This is a genomic window from Streptomyces sp. NBC_00448, assembly GCF_036014115.1.
Classification (GTDB): domain Bacteria; phylum Actinomycetota; class Actinomycetes; order Streptomycetales; family Streptomycetaceae; genus Actinacidiphila.
Map to the genome: position 1 here is coordinate 2,358,192 of NZ_CP107913.1, position 18,469 is coordinate 2,376,660.

The 18,469-nt window shown below is 71.9% G+C and carries 17 protein-coding genes and 1 pseudogene; 5 read left to right on the top strand and 13 right to left on the bottom strand.

The genetic code is table 11. The annotated features are described in order from the left end of the window. The first annotated feature begins 211 nt into the window (after nt 1-211). A complete protein-coding gene (locus OG370_RS10040) occupies nt 212-1,453 on the top strand; it encodes a glycosyltransferase (protein WP_328473954.1) in 1,242 nt (413 codons plus the stop codon). An 80-nt stretch (nt 1,454-1,533) separates the two neighbouring features. On the opposite strand, the gene OG370_RS10045 is transcribed toward OG370_RS10040, so the two are convergent. The 11 genes from OG370_RS10045 to OG370_RS10095 form a co-directional block, all read right to left on the bottom strand. After that, on the bottom strand, nt 1,534-2,904 hold the full coding sequence (locus tag OG370_RS10045; RefSeq protein WP_328462724.1) for a ricin-type beta-trefoil lectin domain protein: 1,371 nt from the start codon (nt 2,902-2,904) through the stop codon (nt 1,534-1,536). A 132-nt stretch (nt 2,905-3,036) separates the two neighbouring features. Beyond that, nucleotides 3,037-4,722: an MGH1-like glycoside hydrolase domain-containing protein gene (locus OG370_RS10050; protein WP_328462726.1), complete on the bottom strand. Its 1,686-nt coding sequence runs from the start codon at nt 4,720-4,722 to the stop codon at nt 3,037-3,039. A gap of 231 nt (nt 4,723-4,953) precedes the next feature. Then, a complete protein-coding gene (locus OG370_RS10055; RefSeq protein ID WP_328462728.1) occupies nt 4,954-5,664 on the bottom strand; it encodes a DUF4232 domain-containing protein in 711 nt (236 codons plus the stop codon). Between the two features lie 285 nt (nt 5,665-5,949). Then, on the bottom strand, nt 5,950-6,297 hold the full coding sequence (locus tag OG370_RS10060; protein WP_328462730.1) for a metal-sulfur cluster assembly factor: 348 nt from the start codon (nt 6,295-6,297) through the stop codon (nt 5,950-5,952). Next, nucleotides 6,294-6,749, bottom strand: coding sequence for a Fe-S cluster assembly sulfur transfer protein SufU (sufU, locus tag OG370_RS10065; RefSeq protein ID WP_328462732.1), 456 nt, complete (start codon nt 6,747-6,749; stop codon nt 6,294-6,296). Before sufU ends, OG370_RS10060 begins: the two co-directional genes overlap by 4 nt. A 13-nt stretch (nt 6,750-6,762) precedes the next feature. Beyond that, nucleotides 6,763-8,013, bottom strand: a complete 1,251-nt coding sequence (locus OG370_RS10070) for a cysteine desulfurase (protein ID WP_443060856.1) — start codon at nt 8,011-8,013, stop codon at nt 6,763-6,765. A gap of 23 nt (nt 8,014-8,036) precedes the next feature. Continuing rightward, the gene (sufC, locus tag OG370_RS10075; RefSeq protein ID WP_328462734.1) at nt 8,037-8,801 is read right to left on the bottom strand and encodes a Fe-S cluster assembly ATPase SufC; all 765 of its coding nucleotides are present in this window, start codon (nt 8,799-8,801) and stop codon (nt 8,037-8,039) included. A gap of 7 nt (nt 8,802-8,808) precedes the next feature. Further along, complete coding sequence (locus OG370_RS10080) at nt 8,809-9,126, bottom strand: bifunctional 3-phenylpropionate/cinnamic acid dioxygenase ferredoxin subunit (protein WP_328473958.1); 318 nt, start codon at nt 9,124-9,126, stop codon at nt 8,809-8,811. An 8-nt stretch (nt 9,127-9,134) separates the two neighbouring features. Next, nucleotides 9,135-10,316: a Fe-S cluster assembly protein SufD gene (gene sufD, locus OG370_RS10085; RefSeq protein ID WP_328462736.1), complete on the bottom strand. Its 1,182-nt coding sequence runs from the start codon at nt 10,314-10,316 to the stop codon at nt 9,135-9,137. A gap of 69 nt (nt 10,317-10,385) precedes the next feature. Further along, complete coding sequence (gene sufB / locus OG370_RS10090) at nt 10,386-11,807, bottom strand: Fe-S cluster assembly protein SufB (protein WP_328462738.1); 1,422 nt, start codon at nt 11,805-11,807, stop codon at nt 10,386-10,388. Then, nucleotides 11,804-12,709, bottom strand: a complete 906-nt coding sequence (locus OG370_RS10095) for a helix-turn-helix transcriptional regulator (RefSeq protein WP_328462740.1) — start codon at nt 12,707-12,709, stop codon at nt 11,804-11,806. Before OG370_RS10095 ends, sufB begins: the two co-directional genes overlap by 4 nt. Before the next feature lie 168 nt (nt 12,710-12,877). Here OG370_RS10095 and OG370_RS10100 point away from each other — a divergent pair, with 168 nt between their 5' ends. The 3 genes and pseudogenes from OG370_RS10100 to OG370_RS10110 form a co-directional block, all read left to right on the top strand. Then, the gene (locus OG370_RS10100) at nt 12,878-13,804 is read left to right on the top strand and encodes an ABC transporter ATP-binding protein (protein ID WP_328462742.1); all 927 of its coding nucleotides are present in this window, start codon (nt 12,878-12,880) and stop codon (nt 13,802-13,804) included. Further along, nucleotides 13,801-14,610, top strand: a complete 810-nt coding sequence (locus OG370_RS10105; protein WP_328462744.1) for an ABC transporter permease — start codon at nt 13,801-13,803, stop codon at nt 14,608-14,610. The genes OG370_RS10100 and OG370_RS10105 overlap by 4 nt, the downstream gene beginning before the upstream one ends. Nucleotides 14,611-14,725: 115 nt before the next feature. Then, a pseudogene (locus OG370_RS10110) lies at nt 14,726-15,253 on the top strand (GntR family transcriptional regulator); the annotation flags it as partial. Here the strand turns inward: OG370_RS10110 and OG370_RS10115 are convergent. Beyond that, complete coding sequence (locus tag OG370_RS10115) at nt 15,250-16,089, bottom strand: helix-turn-helix domain-containing protein (RefSeq protein ID WP_328462746.1); 840 nt, start codon at nt 16,087-16,089, stop codon at nt 15,250-15,252. The pseudogene OG370_RS10110 and the gene OG370_RS10115 overlap by 4 nt on opposite strands. 70 nt (nt 16,090-16,159) lie before the next feature. Here OG370_RS10115 and OG370_RS10120 point away from each other — a divergent pair, with 70 nt between their 5' ends. Further along, nucleotides 16,160-16,987 carry a phytanoyl-CoA dioxygenase family protein gene (locus tag OG370_RS10120; RefSeq protein ID WP_328462748.1) on the top strand — a complete coding sequence of 276 codons (828 nt, stop codon included), beginning with the start codon at nt 16,160-16,162 and terminating at the stop codon, nt 16,985-16,987. Between the two features lie 54 nt (nt 16,988-17,041). Here the strand turns inward: OG370_RS10120 and OG370_RS10125 are convergent, their stop codons facing one another. Beyond that, entirely contained in the window at nt 17,042-18,340 is a 1,299-nt protein-coding gene (locus tag OG370_RS10125; RefSeq protein ID WP_328462750.1) for a glycosyl hydrolase family 28-related protein, read from the bottom strand. Nucleotides 18,341-18,469 lie beyond the last annotated feature (129 nt).

Consider the following 18,469-nt stretch of genomic DNA (forward strand, 5'->3'; position numbering starts at 1 on the left):
CGTGCGCGCCTTCCGGTTGCCAGGCACCACCCCCCCGGGCCCGCTCGCGTTCTTCGGATTGTCCATAGAACGGCTCGAAAATTACCGTCAGTTGTTCATTTTCCTACATCCCGGTGGCCGTCCCCGGCTAGGGTGACGCCGACACGTCTCGCCGGGGAGGGCACCGAATGGGCGATCGTTCACGGTTACCGGCGGCGATCCCGACACCTGTCTGGGAGATCGACCCCGGCACCGGGAAACCGCTGGTCGTCCACGTCAACGCGACGGCGACCGGGGGGGTGTCTCGGAACTGCTGCGCGGCCTGCTGCGCCACCAGCCCGCGGGCTGGGCCGTGATCGGCGGCACCGCCGAGTTCTACGCGGTGACGAAGTACCTGCACCACCTGCTGCACGGTCAGGCCGACCCCGGCCGGCTCGACGACCCGGAGATGGCGCGGACCTACCGTGCCGCGCTCGCGCCGCAGGCCGAGTGGTTCGCCCGGCGGGTGACCACGGGCGACGTGGTGGTCCTGCACGACCCGCAGACGCTCGGGCTGGCCCCGGCGGTCAAAGCCGCGGGCGCGCGGGTGGTCTGGCACTGCCACATCGGGGCCGAGGTCGCGCCCGAGCGCGGCCCCGGCGCGGTGTGGCGGGTGTTCGCCGCCGAACTCGCCGCGGTGGACGCCGTCGTGACCACGATGCCCGGGTTCGCCCCGCCGCGCACGCGCGAGCTGTTCGTGGTCCCGCCCGCGGTCGACCCGGCGGCGACGAAGAACCGCGAACTCACCGGGGACGAGGTCGCCGCGGTGCTCGCCGGCATCGGCCTCACCACCGGCCGCGCCTCGACCGGCGTGACGGTCCGGCAGGACCGGCCGTTGCCGGCCGGCGCGCGGGTCGTGCTGCAGGTGTCGCGCTGGGACCCGCTCAAGGACATGCCCGGGGTGGTGCGCTGCGTCGTGGGTCTCCCGAAGGACGTGCACGTCGTGCTCGCGGGTACCGAGCCGGCGGAGATCCCCGACGACCCCGAGGGCCTCGCCGTCCTCGCCGAGGTGACCTCCGTTCTGAGCGGGCTGCCGGACGAGGACCGCGCGCGGGTGCACCTGGTGAACATCTCGCTCAGGGACCCGGAGCGCAACGCGCTCGTGGTGAACGCCTTGCAGCGCAGGGCCGACGTGGTCCTGCAGAAGAGCCTGCAGGAGGGCTTCGGGCTCACCGTGACCGAGGCGATGGTCAAGGGCCGCCCGGTGGTCGCGTCCGACGTGGGCGGGCTGCGGTTGCAGGTCACGCACGGGCACAACGGCCTGCTCGTCGATCCGGCCGACCTCGCGGGCGTGCGTACCGCGCTCATCCGGCTGCTCGACGACCCTGCGCTGTGCCGGGAACTCGGCAGGCGCGCCAGGACCGGCGCGCTGGAGCGCTACACGATGCGACGGTTCGCCGCGGACTACCTGAAGGTGCTCCACCGGGCGCCGTGACGGCCCGGCCCGCCGGACCGCGCCGGGCGTACGTCGTACGGACGGGCGGCGGGCAGCGGCGGCGGGCCGGGCCGGGGCCGTCAGCTCGGCAGGGTCCAGCTCTGCGCGGCGGTTCCGTTGCAGTCCCAGATCCGCAACTGCGTCCCGTCGGCCGTCGAACTGTTCGGGTCGTCCAGGCAGCGCCCGGACTCCGGGTTGACCAGCGAGCCGTTCGCCCCGGCCAGCCAGCGCTGCGCACCGCTGCCGTTGCACTGCCACCACTGCACCAGCGTGCCGTCGGCAGTACCGCTCCCGCTCACGTCCAGGCAGCCGCCCAGCGCGCGCAGCGTGCCGCCCTCGCCCGGCACGACCGTCCAGTTCTGCGCGCCGGTGCCGTTGCAGCCCCACAGCTGCACGTGCGTGCCGTCGGTGGTCCCGGAGTTGGCGACGTCCACGCACTTGCCCGGGATGCCGGAGGTGACGGGGCCGGTACGGGTCTGCCCGCCGGACGCCAGCGCGGACTCCACCAGCGCGGCCGCGCCGCTCATCCCGGCCTCGTTCGGGTGGTACTGCGAGCGGCCCGCCGCGGGCGTGTACGTCTCCACCCACGGGACGGCCGCACACGCGTCGTGGCCGTGACTCGCGGCGGCCAGGTCCACCAGCGTCGCGCCCGTCGCGGTCGCCGCGGTGCTCGTCGCGTCGGCCAGCCGGGACGCGATGCTGCGCTCGTACGCGGCCTGGTCGGCGGTGAGCGGCACCCCGGTGCAGACACCGGAGTCCGGCAGGATGGTGAAGTAGTCGACCAGCAGCACCTTCGCCTGGGGCGCGGTGGCGTGCACCGCGTCGACCACGTTCTCGATCCGCCCGGCCAGCACCCCGAAGGTCTGGTCGATCGAACCCTGGTCCACGCTCCCGCAGTTCGACCCGCCGCTGGTCTGGCAGGAGTACGCGTCGATGCTGCCCAGATAGTCCACGTCATTGCCGCCGATGGTGACGGTGACGAGCTGGGTGGCGCTGGTGACCGCGTCGATCTGCGGCGGCTGCCCGGCCTGGCCGGTGGTCAGCACGTTCGCGGTCGTCGCGCCGCTGCACGAGGCGTCGGTGAGGTTCGCGCCGATGTCCCGGGCCAGCACGCTCGCGTAGTTGTTCTGCGACCGGGCGCAGGCGGCCGCGCCCGTGCCGGTCTGGGCCGGCGGGATGCCCGGCCCCGCGGCGAAGGAGCTGCCCATCGCCACGTAGTTCAGCCCGGCGTCGTCCGCCGCGGCGGCGGCCGTCGTGCCCGCCGCTGATCGGCCCGCCGCCGTTGTGCCCGAGGGCGTCGCCGGCGCTCCGGCGATCGCCGCGGGAGCCAGGAACACCGCCATCGCCGCGACCGCCGCCGCGATCCCGACGGGCAGCAGCGCCCGCCGCCGCCCGACCGCCGGCCTTCCGCTCCCGCTCTTGCTCCCGCTTCCGCTGATCCTGCGCGACATTCCCACGCCACCTCCCACCGTAGGGAGCCGCACCGCGGCTCCAAGGACCCTGCGCGCTGTGCTCTGTTGGGCTGACTCGCCGCGCACCGGGGCCTGACGCACCCGGTGCGCGGGAGAACGGGTGGGCGGCCGTCAACCGCCGAGGGTGATCTCCACCGTGTGGTGGCCGGTGGCGCCGGCCGGCACGAGCAGCGCCGCGCGACGGCCGTCCACGGTGCACGCGCGCACGCGGGTACCGGCCCCCTTGAGCGTGATGTCGACGGTCGCGCCGCGGTACGGCAGCCCGCCGAGCGTCACCGGCCCCCAGCCGTCCGGCAGGGTCGGGGACAGCCGCAGGCCCTGCTCGGTGCAGTCCACCCCGAACAGCCCGGCGAAGATCATCCGCAGGTATCCCGTCGCCGACCACGCCTGGTCGGGTTGCGAGGTGAAGTGGGAGGCGGTGCCGTCGCCGCCGGTCTGCCAGCCGCCGTCCACCGCGCCCGACAGCGAGTCGTACAGCTCGTAGAAGCTGTTGTCGCTGCCCTGCACCAGCGCGGCCAACTCCCCCACCGCCCGGGCGAACAGGTCCGCCCGCCCCACGGCGGCCGCGGCGTGGCCGAACATGGAGTGGACCATGGGCCACACGAGGACGTTGTGCCGTCCGGGCTTGTCGTCGCTGAACCGCTCGAAGTGCGGCCACACGTTCACGATGCCGTGCGGCTGCCAGTGCGCGGCCGCCACCACCCGGCGCGCACGGTCGGCGTCGGCCACCCCGAGCAGCACCGCGAACGCCAGGCCCGCGCCCTCCTGGGAGGTGTCCAGCCGGCCCGCCGACGCGTCCTGGCCGTGCACGAAGTACCCGTACGTCCCGGCGTCCTCGCGCCACAGGTGCGTGTCGATCGCGTCCCGCACGGCCTGGGCGGCGGCGCGGTGAGCGGCGGCGTCCGCCGGGTGGCCCAGCGTCTGCGCCATGTCCCCGGCCGCCCGATAGGCCCCGTAGTAGAGGCAGTTGGTGGACAGGCACATCAACTCGTCGGTGTGCGGGTAGTCCAGCACGAACGACGAGTCGACCCCGGTGGTCCACGGCGGCGCCGGATAGCCGGCGATGCCGTCGTTCATGAACGACGGGCCCTGGTAGAGCCCGAAGTCGGCGTTGAAGTTCTTCGCCTTGCGGGCGGCCAGGGTGTGCACGGCCGTGGCGTACGCGTCGGCCAGGAACTCCCGGTCGCCGGTGACCAGGTAGTGGTTCCAGGCACCGAGCACCCAGACCACCTGGTCCCACCACTGGTTGTCCTGCTGCACGATGAGGCCGCCGTCCGGCCGCTCCACCACGGACCACAGGGTGTTGCGGCCGATCACCGGACCGAGCAGGCTCGCCGCGTTCCACGCGTTGACCGCCGCGTCACGCGTCCACCGCTGCGGCAGCGGATACCCGCCGCCGGCCCGGATGAACGAACCGCTGGGATACGTCACCAGCCCGGCCGCGTCATACGTCCCCGGGTCCGCGTAGGCGGTGTTGATGCCGAACAGGTCGGTCAGCGCCGACTCGTAGGCGGCGCCGACCAGTTGCTGGGTCGAGGAGTCGCCGAAGGTCAGGGTCGGCAGGGTGTAGCCGATCCGCGCGCCGCCCGTCCCCGAAGCCGGGGACCCCCAACCGCCGCCCTGCGCAGGGGAGTCGGCGTGTGCCTCGACCGTCCCCAGACCGCCCAGGCCGGCAGCGGCGAGCGTGCCCGCCACGATGCCGGTGCCGGCGGTCCCCAGGACGCCGCGTCTGGTGAGGCGCCGCGCCTGCCGCCCCACTTCCTGTCCCGGCTCTTCCGCGGCCGCACCCGAGTCCATGGCGTCCACTCCCTTCACGCCCGCGCGCCACCACCGCGCGGCACGCTGCACGGAACGCTGCCGCCCACCGCCGTCCGGCATCCCGGGCACGCCTGATCGACGCACCGACGGTGCCGTGACGCATGATGGCAACGTTGTCAAAGTGTCAACGTGGAAGCTAGCAGCCCGCGTTGACACCGCCAAGGGGTCCGACCACACCTCCTCGCCCGGCGGATGGAGCCGCCACGGCGGCTACTTGTTGCCGTGCACCGCGCCGACCCGCAGGTTCTGGATCGAGGAGCCGACGCACTCCTGCCGGTTCCAGGGGATGTTGAGGGACTCCTTCTGGTTCGGCGGGTAGACGCGCAGGGTCGGCACCGTGGTCAGGTCGCACTGCGCGGCGGAGTAGCCGCTCTGGCCGTTGACACTCAGCGCGTCGGCGTACGCGTGGGCGCCGGGGATCAGCGTGACCCTGGTGGCGGGGGTGTCGCTCGTCCGCGCGGCCGCCTTGCCGAGCTGGATGTTGTGGATCTTCACGAAGGAGACGCCGGGGTAGCCGGAGAGGGTGCACGGCGAGGAGCCGGTGTTCTGGAAGACGATCTGGAAGCCGGCGGTCCCGGCGCCGGCGGAGAAGTTGCCGGCAGTGGCCGACAGCTGGTTGGTGGTGCAGTCGGGCACGGTGGTGCCGGCCGACGCGGTGCTGCCGGACCCGCCCGACCCGCCGGACCCCGATGACGTGCCGCCGACGGTGGCCGGGTTCGCCGTCTCGCCGCCCGCCGAGTCGTCGCCGGGCGCGGACGACGTCCCGGACGACGTCCCGGACGGCGCCGAGGTGGCGGAGGACGACGAGGCCGAGGAGGAGTCGGACGCGTTGCTGTCGTCCGGTCCGCACGCCGCGAGCGCGAGGCCGGCGGTGGCGAGCATGACGACGAGTGTTCCGGTCCGGGCGGTCCTGGTACGCATAGTCCTTGCCTTTCCTGTGCGATCACTGAGGCGGGTGAGGCGCCTTCGATGATCGTGTACCCACAGAACCGGCGATGTCAGCGGTCGTCGGCGAGCCGTTACTCCCCGGGGACACAACGGGTCATCCGCCGCGACATTCACCCGACAATCATCACGGAAGTGGCTGGTCCGGCGCCCTCTCCATCGCTGCCCCGGCGCCCGCACCACAACGCCGACGGGCGGCCACCGCGTGCTCACGCGGTGGCCGCCCGTCGGCGGCGGAGATCCGGACGGCAGTCCCTCGGCTCAGACGTTGAAGCCCAGGGCGCGCAACTGCTCGCGGCCGTCGTCGGTGATCTTGTCCGGGCCCCACGGCGGCATCCAGACCCAGTTGATCTTCAGCTCGCGCACGATGCCCTCGGTGGCGGTCTGCGCCTGCTCCTCGATGACGTCGGTCAGCGGACAGGCCGCCGAGGTGAGGGTCATGTCGAGGGTGGCGGTGTTGGTGTCGTCGATGTGGATGCCGTAGATCAGGCCGAGGTTGACCACGTCGATGCCCAGTTCGGGGTCGACGACGTCGTAGAGCGCCTCGCGCACCTCCTCCTCGGAGGCCGGGGTGGTGCTCAGGCCGTTGGGCACGGTGTTGTTCGTCATACGGGCTTCCCTTCGGCCAGCGCCTGGGCGGTGGCGTCCTTCCAGGCCATCCAGCTCAGCAGGGCGCACTTCACGCGCGCCGGGTACTTGGAGACGCCGGCGAACGCGACCGCGTCCTCCAGCACCTCCTCCATCGCGTCGTCGGGCTCGATCCGGCCGCGGGACTGCATCAACTCCAGGAAGGTCTCCTGGATCTTCTGCGCCTCGGCCAGCTCCTTGCCGACCAGCAGCTCGTTGAGCACCGAGGCGCTGGCCTGGCTGATCGAGCAGCCCTGGCCCTCGTAGGAGACATCGCCGATGACACTGCCGTCCAGCCGCACCCGCAGCGTGATCTCGTCGCCGCAGGTGGGGTTGACGTGGTGCACCTCGGCCTGGCCGTCGCGCAGACCGCGGCCGTGCGGGTGCTTGTAGTGGTCCAGGATCACGTCCTGGTACATCGAGTCGAGTTTCACAGCAGCACCACCATCAGCCGAAGAAGTTCCGGACCTGCTCCAACCCCTCGACCAGGGCGTCGACCTCGGCCGGAGTGGAGTACAGATAGAACGACGCTCGGGTGGTCGCGGGAATTCCGTACCGCAGGCACACCGGGCGGGCGCAGTGGTGGCCGACCCGGACCGCGATGCCCTGCTCGTCCAGCACCTGACCGACGTCGTGCGGGTGGATGTCGCCGAGCGTGAAGGAGATCGCCGCGCCGCGGTCCTCGCCGGTGGTCGGGCCGATGATCCGCAGATCGGGCACGTCCAGCAGCCGGGTCAGGGCGTACTCGGTGATCGCGTGCTCGTGCGCGGCGACGTTCTCCATGCCGAGCGCGCTGAGGTAGTCCACGGCCGCGCCGAGGCCGACCGCCTGGGCGATCGGCGGGGTGCCGGCCTCGAACTTGTGCGGCGCGGGCGCGTAGGTGGAGGAGTGCATCGAGACGGTCTCGATCATCTCGCCGCCGCCGAGGAAGGGCGGCAGGTCCTCCAGCAGCTCCTGGCGGCCCCACAGCACGCCGATGCCGGTCGGGCCGAGCATCTTGTGGCCGGTGAAGGCGACGAAGTCCGCGCCGAGCGCCTGGACGTCCAGCGGCATGTGCGGGGCGGCCTGGGAGGCGTCGATCAGGACGAGCGCGCCGACCTGCTGGGCGCGGCGCACGATCGCCTCGACCGGGTTGACGGTGCCGAGGATGTTGGAGACCAGCACGAAGGAGACGATCTTGGTCTTCTCGGTGATCACCTGCTCGATGTCGGACAGGTCGAGCCGGCCGTCGTCGGTGAGGCCGAACCACTTCAGCTTGGCGCCGGTGCGCTGCGAGAGCAGCTGCCACGGCACGATGTTGGAGTGGTGCTCCATCTCCGTGATGACGATCTCGGTGTCGCCGTCCACCCGGTAGGGCTCGTCGGCCCATCCCAGCATGTTCGCCACCAGGTTCAGCGACTCCGACGCGTTCTTGGTGAAGATCACCTCGTCGCGGCTGGGCGCGTTGATGAAGGCGGCGACCTTGTCGCGGGCGCCTTCGTACAGCGCGGTGGCCTCCTCGGCGAGCACGTGGACGCCGCGGTGCACGTTGGCGTTGGACTGCTCGTAGTAGGCGCTGAGGGCGTCCAGCACCTGGCGCGGCTTCTGCGAGGTGGCCGCGTTGTCGAGGTAGACCAGGCGGCGGTCGTCGTGGACCAGGCGGTCCAGGATCGGGAAGTCCTTGCGGATCGCCTCGGTGTCGAGGAGGCCGGCCGGCACCCTGCCGATCGGCGAGGTCGATGTCACGCGGCAGCGCCACCCTTCACGTAGGACTCGTAGCCCTCTTCCTCCAGCTTGTCGGCGAGCTCGGCGCCGCCGGACTCGACGATCCGGCCGGCCGAGAAGACATGCACGAAGTCGGGCTTGATGTAGCGCAGAATGCGCGTGTAGTGCGTGATCAGCAGGGTGCCCACCTCGCCCTGCTCGCGGACCCGGTTGACGCCTTCGGAGACGATCCGCAGGGCGTCGACGTCGAGGCCGGAGTCGGTCTCGTCGAGGATCGCGATCTTCGGCTTGAGCAGTTCGAGCTGGAGGATCTCGTGGCGCTTCTTCTCGCCGCCGGAGAAGCCCTCGTTGACGTTGCGCTCGGCGAAGGCGGGGTCCATGTGCAGGTGCTCCATGGTCTCCCGGACCTCCTTCACCCAGGTCCGCAGCTTGGGGGCCTCGCCGCGGATGGCGGTGGCGGAGGTGCGCAGGAAGTTGGAGACCGACACCCCGGGGATCTCGACCGGGTACTGCATGGCGAGGAAGACGCCGGCCCGGGCCCGCTCGTCGACGGTCATCGCCAGCACGTCCTCACCGTCGAGGGTGACGGTGCCGCCGGTGACGGTGTACTTGGGGTGCCCGGCCAGGGAGTAGGCCAGGGTGGACTTGCCGGAGCCGTTGGGGCCCATGATGGCGTGGGTCTCGCCCTGTTTCACGGTGAGGTCGACGCCCTTGAGGATTTCCTTGGTGGCGTTGTCGGCTTCGACGGTGACGTGCAGGTCGTGGATTTCAAGCGTGGCCATGGGTGACTCAGGACTCCTGGGTGACGGAGACGAGCACGTCGTCCCCAACGATCTTGACGGGGTATACGGGGACGGGCCGCGTGGCGGGCAGTCCGGAGGGCTTGCCGGTGCGCAGGTCGAAGCTGGAGCCGTGCAGCCAGCACTCGATCTGGCAGTCCTCCACCTCGCCCTCGGAGAGCGAGACGTTGGCGTGCGAGCAGATGTCGTTGATCGCGAACACCTCGCCCTCGGTGCGGACCACCGAGATCGGCACGCCGTCGATCTCGACCCGGCGCGGGGTGTCGTCCTCCAACTCGCTGAGCGCGCAGGCGCGGACGAAGGGCACGGTGCTGGTCATCCGACCGCCGCCTCCAGTTCCGCGTCGATCTTCGCCATCAGCCGCTCCTCCAGGTCGGGCAGTCCGATCTGCTGGACCAGCTCGCCGAAGAACCCGCGCACCACCAGGCGGCGGGCGTCCTCGGTGCGGATACCGCGGCTCATCAGGTAGAAGAGCTGCTCGTCGTCGAACCGGCCGGTCGCGGAGGCGTGTCCGGCGCCGACGATCTCGCCGGTCTCGATCTCCAGGTTCGGCACCGAGTCGACCCGGGCGCCGTCGGTGAGGACGAGGTTCCGGTTCAGCTCGTAGGTGTCGGTGCCCTCGGCCGCGGCCCGGATCAGCACGTCGCCGATCCACACCGCGTGCGCGTCCTGGCCCTGGAGCGCGCCCTTGTACGCCACGTTGGACCGGCAGTGCGGCGTGTCGTGGTCGATGAACAGGCGGTGCTCCTGGTGCTGGCCGCGGTCGGTGAAGTACAGCCCGAACAGGTCGGCCTCGCCGCCGGGGGCGCCGTAGACCACCCGGGGGTGCAGCCGGACCAGGTCGCCGCCGAAGGTGACGACGACGGACTTGAAGCTCGCGTCACGGCCGATCAGCGCGGTGTGCTGGGCGGCGTGCACGGCGGTGTCGGCCCAGTCCTGCACGGACACCACGGTGAGCTTGGCGCCGTCGCCGATCAGGAACTCGACGTTGGCGCCGAGGGTGGTGTCACCGGTGTGGTCCAGCACCACCACGGCCTCGGCGAACGCGCCGACCTCCACGACCTGGTGGCCGTAGGCGACGCCGCCCTCGCCGTGCACGGAGATCCGGATCGGCTCGGTGAGCACGGTGTCCTTGGGGACGCTGACCACCGACGCCTTTTCGAAGGCGCTGAACGCCTGGGCGGCGACCCGGTCCACCGGCTTGCCGGCCTTGCCGACCCGCGGGTCGGTGCGGTCCACGGTCTGCACGACGACGCCGTCGGGCGCGGTCACCTCGACCCGCAGCGAGCCGGTCGCCTCCGCGGTGCCGTCATGCAGCCCGCGCAGCCGCGCCAGCGGCGTGAAGCGCCATTCCTCCTCGCGCCCGTTCGGCACGGGGAAGTCGGCCACGTCGTAGGACGGGGCGGCGCTGACCCGGGCGTCGGCGGGCTGCTCGGTCGGCTGCCCCACCGTGATGGCACCGTCCGTGGTGCTGCCCGCAGGGGTGTTCTCGGCCATGGGTGTACTGCTGCTCCTCTTGGATTGCTTCGATCGGTGCGGGAAGGCGGGGCGCCGGGGTGAACCGGGTCAGCCGACCGCGCCTTCCATCTGCAGCTCGATCAGCCGGTTCAGTTCGAGGGCGTACTCCATCGGCAGCTCCTTGGCGATCGGCTCGACGAAACCGCGCACGATCATCGCCATGGCCTCGAACTCGGTCATCCCGCGGCTCATCAGGTAGAAGAGCTGGTCGTCGGAGACCTTGGAGACGGTCGCCTCGTGGCCCATCGACACGTCGTCCTCGCGCACGTCCACGTACGGGTACGTGTCGGAGCGGGAGATCGTGTCGACCAGCAGGGCGTCGCACAGCACGTTGGACTTCGCGCCGGAGGAGCCCTCGCCGATCTCGATCAGGCCGCGGTAGGAGGTCCGGCCGCCGCCGCGCGCCACCGACTTGGAGACGATGTTGGACGAGGTGTTCGGCGCCATGTGCACCATCTTGGCGCCCGCGTCCTGGTGCTGGCCCTCGCCGGCGAAGGCGATGGAGAGCGTCTCGCCCTTGGCGTGCTCGCCCATCAGGTAGACCGCCGGGTACTTCATGGTCACCTTGGAGCCGATGTTGCCGTCGACCCACTCCATGGTCGCGCCCTCGTAGGCGACGGCGCGCTTGGTGACCAGGTTGTAGACGTTGTTCGACCAGTTCTGGATGGTCGTGTAGCGGCAGCGGCCGCCCTTCTTCACGATGATCTCGACCACCGCGGAGTGCAGCGAGTCCGACTTGTAGATCGGCGCGGTGCAGCCCTCGACGTAGTGGACGTACGCGTCCTCGTCGACGATGATCAGGGTCCGCTCGAACTGGCCCATGTTCTCGGTGTTGATCCGGAAGTACGCCTGCAGCGGGATCTCCACGTGCACGCCCTTCGGCACGTAGATGAACGAGCCGCCGGACCACACCGCGGTGTTCAGCGAGGCGAACTTGTTGTCGCCGGCCGGGATGACGGTGCCGAAGTACTCCTGGAACAGCTCCGGGTGCTCGCGCAGCGCGGTGTCGGTGTCCTGGAAGATGACGCCCTGCTCCTCCAGGTCCTCGCGGATCTGGTGGTAGACGACCTCGGACTCGTACTGGGCGGCGACGCCGGCGACCAGGCGCTGCTTCTCCGCCTCCGGGATGCCGAGCTTGTCGTAGGTGTTCTTGATGTCCTCGGGCAGGTCCTCCCAGGACTCCGCCTGCTTCTCCGTGGACCGCACGAAGTACTTGATGTTGTCGAAGTCGATGCCGGTGAGGTCGGAGCCCCAGGTCGGCATCGGCTTCTTGCCGAACAGCCGCAGGCCCTTCAGCCGCATCTTCAGCATCCACTCCGGCTCGGACTTCTTGCCGGAGATGTCGCGGACGACCTCCTCCGACAGACCGCGCTTGGCGGCGGCGCCGGCGGTGTCGGAGTCGGCCCAGCCGTACTCGTAGGTGCCGATGCCTTCGAGCTCCGGGTGAGTGGTCTCCGTGGGAGCAGTCATGCGGGGTTCCTCCCGGACGTGCTGACTGGTGCGTGGTCTGTGCGTGTGGTTACTGCGGGTTCTGCGGGTCCTGCTGCCGATACCGGGGCCGCGGGTCCTGCGGGGGACGCGGACTTCGCGGCCGGATCGGGTGGTGCTGCGGGTGGTCGTACGGGTGGTGCGGGTGCTGCCGGTTCCTCGGGTGCCGCGGCGGGCCGGCCCTGGTGGGCCTGCGGGATGAACGTGGTGCACACCCCGTCGCCGTGCGCGATGGTGGCAAGCCGCTGGACGTGGGTCCCGAGCAGGCGGGAGAAGACCTCGGCCTCCGCCTCGCAGAGCTGCGGGTACTGCTCGGCGGCGTGAGCCACCGGGCAGTGGTGTTGGCACAGCTGCTCCCCGGCCGGGCCGGGGGCGCTCCGCGCTGTTGCAGCGTACCCGTCCGCGGTCAGGGCGCGGGCCAGCGCCTGGGCCCGCTCGTCGGGCGCGGCGGCGTCGATCAGCTCGCGGTACCGCTCGGCCTGGGCGGCGACCCGGGCCCGCGCGAACGCGGTGACCGCGGCCTCGCCCTGCTCTCCGCCGCCGGCGGACTGGGCGATCCAGCCCAGCGCGTCCGCGGCGAGCTGGTCGTATGCCTGGTCGAAGGCGTCCCGGCCGCAGTCGGTGAGCGCGAAGACCTTCGCGGGGCGGCCGCGGCCGCGGCTGCCGTAGACCCGCTGCTCGCGGGCTTCCACGATGTTCTCCGCGACGAGGGCGTCCAGGTGGCGGCGCACCGCCGCCTGGGTGAGGCCCAGCCGCTCGGCGAGGTCCGCGGCGGTGGAGGGCCCGTGGCCCAGGATGGAGCTGGCGACGCGGTTGCGGGTACGCCGCTCACCGGTCGTCTGCTCCTCCGCCGCCGCGCGGGCAGCACCGCCTACGTATTTCACAACGCCATTGTTGCTTAATTCGGCGGGCAGGGGCAAGCTCGGCCCTTCACCTGCGCGGTGGGCTACATCACTTAGGGTCACCTCACTTCCGGGCCCGGCACGGCCCCGGACCGTCCGGGTTCCGCCCTGCCGCCGTGGAGTCCCTCCGCGCTCCCTAGACTCGTCGCCATGCGAAACGAGTCCGCGGTCGAGGTGACCGGTCTGGTCAAGCGGTACGGCACCAGGACCGCGGTCGACGGCCTCGACCTGACCGTGCCGCGCGGCTCCGTCACCGCCGTGCTCGGCCCCAACGGCGCGGGCAAGACCACCACCGTCGAGGTCTGCGAGGGCTACCGGCGGCCCGACGGCGGCACCGCCCGCGTCCTCGGCCTCGACCCGGTCACCCAGGGTGGCGAACTGCGGCCGCGGATCGGCGTGATGCTCCAGTCCGGCGGCGTCTACCCGGGCGCCCACGCCGAGGAGATGCTGCGGCACGCGGCGACCCTCCACGCCCACCCCGTCGACCCGGCGCTGCTCATCGAGCGACTCGGCCTGGACGGCTGCGGCCGCACCACCTACCGGCGGCTGTCCGGCGGCCAGCAGCAGCGCCTGGCGCTGGCCATGGCCGTGGTCGGCCGCCCCGAACTGGTCTTCCTCGACGAGCCCACCGCCGGCCTGGACCCGCAGGCCCGGCACGCCACCTGGGACCTGGTCCGCGAGCTGCGCGCCGACGGCGTCACCGTGGTGCTCACCACCCACTTCATGGACGAGGCCGAGCAACTCGCCGACCAGGTGGTGATCATCGACGCCGGCCGCTCGATCGCCGCCGGCAGCCCCGAGGAGCTGTGCCGCGGCGGCGCCGAGAACACCCTGCGCTTCACCGGCCGCCCCGCCCTGGACCTCGCCTCACTGCTCAACGCCCTGCCCCCCGACACCCGTGCCGGCGAGCTCTCCCCCGGCTCGTACCGCATCGAGGGCACGGTGGACCCGCAACTGCTGGCCACCGTCGCCTCCTGGTGCGCCCAGCACGGCGTCATGCCCGACCACCTCGCGGTGGAGCGGCGCACCCTGGAGGACGTCTTCTTGGAACTGACCGGCAGGGAGCTGCGGGTATGAGCGTCACCACCGACACCGCGCACGTCACCGGCGAGGGCGAAGGCGCCGGCGTCTTCGCCCCCGCGCCCGGCGCGGCACCGCTGCCCCGGATGATCCGGGCGCAGGCGCTGCTGGAGACGAAGATTCTGCTGCGCAACGGCGAGCAGCTCCTGCTCACCGTGGTGATCCCGGCCCTGCTGCTGGTGCTCTTCAGCGCGGTGGACATCGTGGACACCGGCCCCGGCAAGTCCGTGGACTTCCTCGCCCCCGGCATCCTCGCGCTCGCCGTGCTGTCCACGGCGTTCACCGGCCAGGCGATCGCGACGGGCTTCGAGCGCCGCTACGGCGTGCTCAAGCGCCTCGGCGCCTCGCCGCTGCCGCGCTGGGCGCTGATGACGGCGAAGACCTGCTCGGTGCTGGTCACCGAAGCGCTCCAGGTCGCCCTGCTGGTGGTGATCGCCTTCGCCCTCGGCTGGTCGCCGCACGGCGACCCCGCCGCCGTCCTGCTCCTCCTCCTGCTCGGCACCGCCGCGTTCTCCGGGCTCGGCCTGCTCATGGCCGGCACCCTCAAGGCCGAGGCCACCCTCGCCGCCGCGAACCTCGTCTTCCTCCTCCTGCTGGTCGGCGGCGGCGTGATCGTCCCGATGTCCAAGTTCTCCGGCGGCGTCCAGGACGTCCTCAAGCTCCTGCCGATCTCGGCACTCTCCGACGGCCTGCGCGACGTCCTCCAGAACGGCGCCGGCATCCCCTGGTCCGACCTCGGCATCCTCGCGGTGTGGTCCGTCGTCGGCCTCGCGGCGGCGGGCCGCTTCTTCCGCTGGGAGTAGGGCGCCACCTCCCGATCGACGCGACGGAGCCCCTTCGCCCAGGCGCGCCCGCATCCGGCCCCTACGCTGTCCGCAGCGGAGAGGACCGAGACGTATGGGCAAAGAGAGCGGACATCGGCCGCTGCGGCGGCGTGGGATTCAGCGGGTGGCCGGCAGCCGGTGGGGCAACGGACAGTCGATCTGGGCGGCTGAGGCCGAGGGGCGGGAACTCGTCGTCGACCAGGTCGAGGTCACCGAGGAGAAGGCTCGCGAGGACATCGCAGCCGTCCTGGGGCTCAAGGTCGGCGACGCGGTCTGCGTGCGCAACCGCCGCTTCGTACTCGACGGCAAGCCGGTGCTGCTGGCGACGTCGTATCTGGCCGCGTCCCTCGTGGCGGGGTCGGCCGTCACGCGGACCGACACCGGGCCCGGCGGGATCTACGCACGGCTCGCCGAACTCGGCCACAAGCCGGTGCACTTCCGCGAGGAGGTCCGCTCGCGCATGCCCTCCGCCGAGGAGTCCGAGCGGCTGGAGCTCGCCGCGGGGACGCCGGTGGTCCTGGTCTGCCGAACGGCTTTCACGGATGACGGGCAGGCCGTCGAGGTCAACGAGATGGCGCTGGACGCGGCGTCCTACGTGCTGGAGTACGACTTCGACGCCTAGCCGGCTGCTCCCCTGCCGCGCTCGCGGGTGCGGAAGGCGGTGGGTGAGAGGGAGGTGGCCGCGCGGAAGCGGCGGGAGAAGTAGAGGGGGTCGGTGAACCCGGTGCGGGCGGCGATCGTGGCCACGGGCAGATCGGTGACCGTGAGGAGTTGGCGGGCCAGGTCCATCCGCTGGCGGTCCACGTGGGACATGAGGCTGGTGCCGAGCTGCGCGGAGGCGAGGTGGGCCAGGCGGGAGGGGGACAGCCCGCCGATCCGGGCCAGCGAGGCGACGGTGTGCGGCTGCTCGACGGTCTCGCCGACGTGCTCCAGGACCGCGAGGAGCCGGGGATCGAGCACGGTCTCGCGCGGGTTGCGGGTGTCGCACCACAGCAGCGCCTCCTCGACGGCGTTCATCGCGAAGAGGGTGTTGCGGCGCAGGCCGGCCCGCCGGGCGGAGACCGCGCGGTCGAGCGCCTGGACGACGCGGGCGCGGACCGTCGCGTCGACGTCGACCTGGCCGATGCCGGGCGCCGCCACGGGCCAGTCGAGCAGCGGGAGCCAGCCGGCCGGCGGGTCCAGGTGCGCCCATCGCAGGGACCAGGTGCCCGCTTCGCGGTCGGTGCCGTAGTCGTGCGCGGTGCCGGGCTCGACGAGCGTGATCCGGTCCGGTCCGGCGAGCAGGTCGGGGTGCCCGGGAGACCGGAACCGCCCCCGTCCGGCCACCGTGACGAACATGACCCAGTCCGTCGTGCCCCCGCTCCGGACCGTGCGGTACCTGCTGTCCTCGTCGAGCCGTCCGCACAGCACGCGGTGGTGCGGCGACGCGATGGTCACGGAGGTCCGGCGTACGCTCATGACAGGATCATCCATGGCCGCGACCGGTTCCGCCATGCCCTTCCCGCCGCGCGGGTCCGACGATGAGTCCATGACGACCAGCACACTCTCCCTCGCCCCCGGCGACGACGCCGCGGTGCGCGACCGGTACGCACGTGACGGCGTGATCCAGGTCGACGGCCTGCTCGGCGCCGACGAGATCGACGCGGTCAGGGCCGCGTTCATGACCCAGGTCGAGACCGACCGCGGCGCGGTGGGCGCCGTGGACGAGGTACCGGCCGACGACATCCTCGCCCGCTACCCCCGCTTCATGAACCCGCACCGCAGGACGGACCTGGAGGTCGGCCGCATCGCGCGCAGGCTGATGACCGACGCCCGCATCCTCGACGTGGTCACGGCGGCGGTCGGCCCGGTGTACGGCGCGCAGTCGATGTTCTACTTCAAGCCCCCGGGCGCGCGCGGCCAGGCGATGCACCAGGACAACTACTTCCTTCGCGCGCATCCCGAGACCTGCATCGCCGCGTGGATCGCGGTCGACCGCTGCGACGCGGCGAACGGCGCGCTCGGCGTCGTTCCCGGCAGCCACACCATGGACGTGCTCTGCCCCGAGGAGGCGGACCCGGCGCAGTCCTTCACCACCGGACTCGTCCGGCCGCGCGAGGGCCTGTCCACCGTCCGGACCGACATGCGGCCGGGCGACGTCCTGTTCTTCCACGGCAGTGCCGTGCACGGTTCGGCGCCCAACTCCACCGCGGACCGCTTCCGCCGCTCGCTCATCTTCCACTACGTCCCCCGGTCGAGCGTCGAGATCGCCCGCCCCTACCTGCCGCTGATCGGCGCGGACGGCGCCGAGGTCACCATCGGCGAGGCAGTGGGGGGCGGCCCGTGCGGAGACGGGTGGGAGGGAGCCTCGCACTGATCCGCCCGGGCACGGGCGGGCGCACCCGGGTACGCCCGGGGCGCCCCGCCGCGCTCAGGTCGCCGGGAGGCAGCTCACGAAGGTGGCGAAGCTACGGTCCTGGCCCGCGTCCAGGGCGAGGAAGGACCCGCTCGGGTGGGAGGCGAGGCGGCACATGTCGTAGCGGACACACAGCGGCGGGGTGGCGCCGGGGGCGGTGCGGTACTGGTGGGTGCCGACGAGCTGGCAGGAGTCGTAGCGCACCAGGGGACCGCCCTCGGCGAGGGTGTAGCGGTGGGCGCGCAGGCCGTCGGAGAAGGCCCGGTACGCGTGCGCGGTGTCGTCGCAGTCGTTGAAGTGCACGGTGCCGCGGTTCCAGGCGCAGTCGATCACCACGACCGCGTCGTCGCGCAACTCGAAGCGGACGTCCTCGGCGTGGAAGCGCTGCACCCCGTCGAAGTGGGCGGGGCGCGGGAAGCGGAAGAAGGCGCTCTCGAAGCCGTAGTCGGGGTGCGGGGTGGGGCGCCGCCCGGTGACGATGTAGCTGCCGGCGCGGCAGGTCACGGAACCGCCGTAGGGGAACTCCAGGAAGTTGCCCCACTCGTAGGTGACGTTCATGTCGGTGAACCAGTAGTTGAGGAACTGGTCCTGCTGCTCGACGTCGGTCGAGTGCAGCGACAGCCCCGCGTAGAGGAACGCCTTGCGGTAGGCGCCGCCCACCCGGCACGCCTCCCAGCGCATCTCGGAGTTGGTGTTGCTGCCGTCGAGCGCGATGCCGTACTCCCACTCCCCCATCCACTCGCACTCCGAGAAGCGGTAGTTGGCCGCGCCGCCGGTGGAGTAGGAGTAGAAGAACGAGGCACCGGGAGTGCCGGAGGTGAAGCGCAGCCCCTCGAACGAGATGTTCTGCCAGGTGTCGTTGTTGCGGCACAGGTAACTGCCGCCGTCGGGGCCGTCGGTGCTGTCGGGCGCGAAGACGATGTCGCTGATCCGCAGCCCCGCGCCCACGAAGCGCAGCCCGTTGACCCGGTGGGAGGGCGAGTCGGCGTCGAGCAGCGCGCCGGGCCTCGTCACCCGGTACTGGCCGGGCGGCACCGTGATCACGGTACGGCCGGTACCGCCGGCGGCCCGCTTCTCGGCGTACGCGTAGGCGGCCTGGAACGCGGCGCTGTCGTCGGCGATGCCGTCGCCCTTGGCGCCGAAGTCGGCGACCACGTCGGCGTACCCGGGGTGGTCCTGGGACCCGGAACCGGCCGCGGGCGCGTCCCAGGCGCCGCTCGCCCAGGCCGCCGCGCCGGTCCCGGCCAGCGCCGCCGCCGCGCCCCCGTACAGCAGGCGTCGGCGGTTGACGCTGTCACGGTGCTCGCCGGTCATCCGGGGCCCCTCCCGTATGGCTGTGACCGACGATGGTAGGGCCGGTGGGCCCGGGTTGCGGGCGTTTTCCCGAGATGTACGTCCGGCCGCGCAGCCGGCACCCCTCGTGAATCCGTGCACAAGGGGTGC